We start from the raw sequence: 2934 nt of genomic DNA on the forward strand, positions 1-2934 counted from the left end.
AAGCCTCCGCGGCGGGCTTGTCCTGCGCCGCGGCCGCGCCCGACAGGGCCATGCCCGCCGTGCCCAGCGCCAGCGCCATGGCGCCGGCCGTCAGGAATCGTTTGAACCAGCTAGTCATCTGAATACCTCTTGTCGCTCTTGTATGGCTCGTTTGTTGGCGTCGGCGTGGCGTTACAGCGCGTCGCCGCCGGTCTCCCCGGTACGGATCCGGATGACCTGCTCGATCGGCGCGACGAAGATCTTGCCGTCGCCGATCTTGCCGGTGCGGGCCGACTTCTCGATCGCCTCGATCGCGCGGTCGACCACATCGTCGGGCACCGCGACCTCGATCTTGACCTTGGGCAGGAAGTCGACGATGTATTCGGCGCCGCGGTACAGCTCGGTATGGCCCTTCTGGCGGCCGAAACCCTTGACCTCGGTGACGGTGATGCCGGACACGCCCACGTCCGACAGCGCTTCACGCACTTCGTCGAGCTTGAACGGCTTGATGACGGCGATGATCAGTTTCATCCGTGTTCTCCTGAGAGCGCGGCCCCGTTTGCCGGCGGGGCCCGCTCGTGCTGACCGTGTTTAGAAAGTCTTGGTGAGCGTGGCGACCACCGTGGCCTTGCCCATGTAGCGGCCCGAGGTGTTGGTGTAGACGCCGCGCTTGGCATTGGTGTCGATGTACGTGACCGCCGCCGAGAAGCCGTTGCCCAGGTCCTTGGTCAGGCCGAGCTTCCAGTCGGTGTACGAGGCGTCCGCCACGTTCTGCACTTTCTGGTAGCCGACGTGCGCGTTCAGCGTCAGACCCCAGAACTCGAGCGGCACGTTGGCCGCCAGGTCGACGTACCAGCTGTTCGTGCTGTCGTAGAAGCCGAACAGGTTGGTCGGCGCGTACGAGTACTTCAGGAACACCGGGCCGTAGCCGATGCCTGCGTAGATTTCAGTGGTGTACGGCCGCGTGAAATTGGCCGGATAGTCGCCGGGGTAGTAGTACTGCAGCACGCCGACGTCGTAGTTCCACTTGCCGTCGCCGAAGGTGTTCTTGAAGCCGGCGTAGAAGTCCATCTCGATCGGCGCCGACACCTCGTCGTTGCTGTCGTTCAGCCAGCTGATGCTCGAGTTCCAGTTGCCCGCGTAGAAGCCGCTCGCATGGCTGTAGTCGAAGCCGCCCTGGATCGCCGGCCGGCGGTTGCTCTGCATGATCCCGCGGTAGCGGTATTCGGAGGCCAGCGTCACGTTCGCCGTGAACGTATGCGGCGAGGCCGCTTCGGCGGTCGCGGGCGCGCTCTGCGCCAGCGCGGTGGTGGCGGAACCGCACAGCGTCAGCGCGCCGATGGCGAGGGCCAGCGTCTTCATGGATTTCTTCTCCTTTTCCTTGGGCTCGGGACTTCTCTGTCAGGCCGATACTGCAACTGCCATGCCAGGGTCCGCCGGCGCGCGGGCGCGCGTGGGTCGCGTTGCAAGCGCGCGGGGGACGGAGAATGAAAAGGCGTTTCCCGCTGCCTTCGGAAAGCCCGCAACATGGGGCCCGGCGGGCGGCGCCGGGTTAAATGCTGTGTCCGATGGAACCGGGCCGCTTTCCCCGGCGCGCTTCACGGGCCATAATCGGCCCATGCCACCGGCTGGTGCCGGCCGCCGCCATGGGCGCGCACTGCACCGATAACGTGCAGATGCGCCCATCCGGCCGCCCCCGCCGCCCCCGATCGATGCACCCCGACGGTGCAGAAGGAGAAACCGATGAAACCGACCGATCTCTTCAACGACCTGCAGAGCAAGGTCAGCGAGGTACTGCGCAATTCGCCCGCCAAGGACATCGAGAAGAATGTCCGCAGCATGATGACCCAGGGCTTTGCCAAGCTCGATCTGGTCACCCGCGAGGAATTCGACGTGCAGTCGCAGGTGCTGGCCCGCACGCGTGCGCGGCTGGAGGAACTGGAGATGCGTGTCGCGGACCTGGAACGCCGCGCCGGCATGGCCGGGGCGGCGGGCGTGGGACCGGCCACGGTCGGCACCGCCGGCGCCGGCACCACGGCCTCGGCCACCTCGGTACCGGGCTCGACCACGCCCGAGCCGGGCACCGGGCCGACGAACCCGGGGCTGGCCGGCTGAACGCGCCAGACCTCACGTCATGCGAAGGCCGCCGGGCAACCGGCGGCCTTCTGCGTTTACGGCGGCGTTAATAAATCGGTGACGTGCCGGATCGCCCTTTCACCGCCTTCGTCCACCGCTCGCGCCCTACGCCTTCGCCCGTCACCCTAGCCCACCACCCTCGTCCACCCTTCCTCCACCTCTTCCTCTTTCCTGGTCGCCCCCATGCACCTCGCCGTCCTGCGCAGCCGCGCGCTGACCGGCATCGACGCGCCGCCGGTCTCGGTCGAAATCCACCTGGCCAATGGCCTGCCGGCCTTCGCCATCGTCGGGCTGGCGGAGACCGAAGTGCGCGAGAGCCGCGAGCGCGTGCGGGCGGCGATCCTGAACTGCGGCTTCGAATTCCCGAACCGGCGCATCACCGTCAATCTGGCGCCCGCCGATCTGCCGAAGGAATCGGGCCGCTTCGACTTGGCGATCGCGCTCGGCATCCTCGCGGCCAGCGGGCAGATCCCGGCACCGGCACTGGACGGCTACGAGTTCGCCGCGGAGCTGTCGCTGTCGGGCGCGCTGCGGCCGGTGCGCGGCGCGCTGGCGATGGCGATGGGGCTGGCGCGTGAGCAGGCGGCCGGAGCCGGAGTCGGAGCCGCAGTCGGAGTCGGAGTCGGAGCCGGAGCCGGAGCCGGAGCCGGAGCCGGAGCCGGAGCCGGAGCCGGAGCCGGAGTCGGAGTCGGAGTCGGAGCCGGAGTCGGAGCCGGAGCCGGAGCCGGAGCCGGAGAAACAGCAAGAGCAGGGGCAGGGTCCAATGCCAGCGCCGGCGCCGCCGGCCGCGCCTTCGTGGTCGCGGCCGGCAACGGCGCC

3 protein-coding genes and 1 pseudogene are annotated in these 2934 nt (G+C 68.3%); 2 read left to right on the forward strand and 2 right to left on the reverse strand.

Annotation, left to right across the window (positions count from 1 at the left end; all coding sequences use genetic code 11):
• Positions 1-171: 171 nt before the first annotated feature.
• Positions 172-510 carry a P-II family nitrogen regulator gene (locus B551_RS15900; RefSeq protein WP_006159494.1) on the reverse strand — a complete coding sequence of 113 codons (339 nt, stop codon included), beginning with the start codon at positions 508-510 and terminating at the stop codon, positions 172-174.
• 60 nt (positions 511-570) lie between these two features.
• Positions 571-1341: a TorF family putative porin gene (locus B551_RS15905; RefSeq protein WP_006579532.1), complete on the reverse strand. Its 771-nt coding sequence runs from the start codon at positions 1339-1341 to the stop codon at positions 571-573.
• Positions 1342-1722: 381 nt separating this feature from the next.
• Here B551_RS15905 and B551_RS15910 point away from each other — a divergent pair.
• Both B551_RS15910 and B551_RS27110 read left to right on the forward strand, forming a co-directional pair.
• Positions 1723-1971, forward strand: a pseudogene (locus B551_RS15910) (accessory factor UbiK family protein); the annotation flags it as partial.
• 327 nt (positions 1972-2298) lie between these two features.
• Positions 2299-2934, forward strand: a 636-nt coding sequence (locus tag B551_RS27110; RefSeq protein ID WP_023264514.1) for a magnesium chelatase domain-containing protein, incomplete at its 3' end; no start/stop codon positions are given.

The organism is Cupriavidus sp. HPC(L) (assembly GCF_000307735.3).
Lineage (GTDB): Bacteria > Pseudomonadota > Gammaproteobacteria > Burkholderiales > Burkholderiaceae > Cupriavidus.